A 1772-nucleotide genomic window follows, 5' to 3' on the forward strand; every position below is an offset into this window, starting at 1 on the left:
TTCCGATCTCGCGCCGGGAGCGAAGCGGCGAGGCGCGGACGGCCGGCGAAGGTGGCGGGCGAGCGGCCCGCAGGGCCGCCTTGAAGACGTATGGAAAGTTCTCACGGGCAAGAATCCAGGCAGGTGTCCGGTCTCGGGACCTGCGTGACACATCGGTATCAGGACCTGGGTGACACTCCGCCGAGTGTTGGTGGAGATGAGCGTGATGGAACAGCGGTATCGAGCCGTCCAAGACGTGCTGGCCGGATCCACGGTCACGGACGTCGCAGAACGATTCGGGGTCTCCCGCCAAGCGGTGCATCGTTGGCTGGCCTGGTATCAGGACGAGGGCCTGGAAGGGCTTGCGGACCGGTCCAGCCGGCCACGTTCCTCGCCTGGCCAGACTGCTCCTGAGGTGGAGGCGCTCATCTGTGAGCTGCGCCGGAACCACCCGCGATGGGGTGCCCGTCGCCTGCTCTTTGAGCTTGGCCGTCGTGACTGCCCCGGGCCGATCCCTTCGCGGATCACCGTGCATCGGGTGCTGATCCGGCACGGCCTGGTCGATCCGACGCCTCGCCGGCGTCGGCGGGAGGACTAACGGCGATGGGAACGCGGCCGGCCGATGGAGCTCTGGCAAATGGACATCGTCGGCGGCATCCAGCTGGCCGACGGTGGTGAGGCGAAGGTCGTCACCGGCGTCGACGACCACTCCCGGTTCTGCGTCATCGCCGCCGTCGTCCGCCGGGCCACGGCCCCGCCGGACCACCACCGCAGCCCGCGTCCCAGCCGCTCCAGGTCGAACGCCGCGTCAGCTGCCGAGGATCCCTGGTCATCGCCGGCCAACGCATCCACGTCGGCATCACCCACGCCGGCCGCACCCTCACCGTCGAAGCCGCCGACACCACCTTCCGCGTCCACGACGGCGACCAGCTCGTCACCGAGGTCGCCCGCACCACCGTCAAACCGGTCGCCCGGTTCAAGGTCCGCAAACCCGAACCTCCGCGACCGACGGCTCCAGCCACGAAGCCACAACCTACCGTCGTCTGACACGCTGAAAGGATGCGCACCCTGGGGTCGTCTGCTGAGTTCCGCGAACAGCCATGGCCCACGATCGCGGCACGCCTACACGGCGTCCTCAACGACAGTGCCACCTACGAACCAGTGCTGGACATCGTCGACAGCGTCATCGCGTTCGAAGCCGAAGCCCTGCTGGCCGGCACGACCTCAATGTTCGACCTCATCGTCACGCCGAAACCCGTCACACCACCACCCGTCGACGTCGTCAGGGTCCGCTCGACCAACGGCTGGATCACCATCGAGCACATCACTCACACCGGCCGAAACGACCGGATCCAAAGACCAGCGCAGGAGGGAGTCGCCCTGTTCTGGCGGTTCATGATCGAAAAGTTCGGCATCCACCCCACGCCGACCGGCGCACCACCTGACCAAGCGGCTCCATAACAGTAGGAATCTAGCCCCTCCCAAGGCATTCGCCAGGACTTGTAGCCTGAGCCGTAAGAGATCGTCTAGCCGGACGTGTCACCCACGTCCCGAGACTGGTCTGTCACGCACGTCCTGAGACCCGACAAAGAATCCAGGCAGGACCACGCGGTCGGGACGGGGGGATCGACAGCGAGGCGAGGGGCACGCGGTGCTGAACCGCGCTCTTCGAGATCAAGGCGGTCCGCAAGCGGGCCGCGCCGGCCGGCGACCACACGCGGTGGAGTGGACCGACCTGCGCCAGGCCAGGTGGAGCGGACCTCCTCGTCGGGCAGTCGTAGACCGTCCAGCAT

General features: G+C 67.3%; 1 protein-coding gene and 1 pseudogene. Both read left to right on the forward strand.

The window, feature by feature from the left end:
* Positions 1 to 196: 196 nt before the first annotated feature.
* A pseudogene (locus tag AB0J68_RS31885) lies at positions 197 to 733 on the forward strand (leucine zipper domain-containing protein); the annotation flags it as partial.
* Positions 734 to 1038: 305 nt separating this feature from the next.
* Positions 1039 to 1440, forward strand: coding sequence for a hypothetical protein (locus tag AB0J68_RS31890; RefSeq protein ID WP_355069037.1), 402 nt, complete (start codon positions 1039 to 1041; stop codon positions 1438 to 1440).
* Positions 1441 to 1772: the final 332 nt, after the last annotated feature.

The sequence above is a fragment of the Micromonospora sp. NPDC049580 genome (genome assembly GCF_040675595.1).
Taxonomy (GTDB): domain Bacteria; phylum Actinomycetota; class Actinomycetes; order Mycobacteriales; family Micromonosporaceae; genus Micromonospora.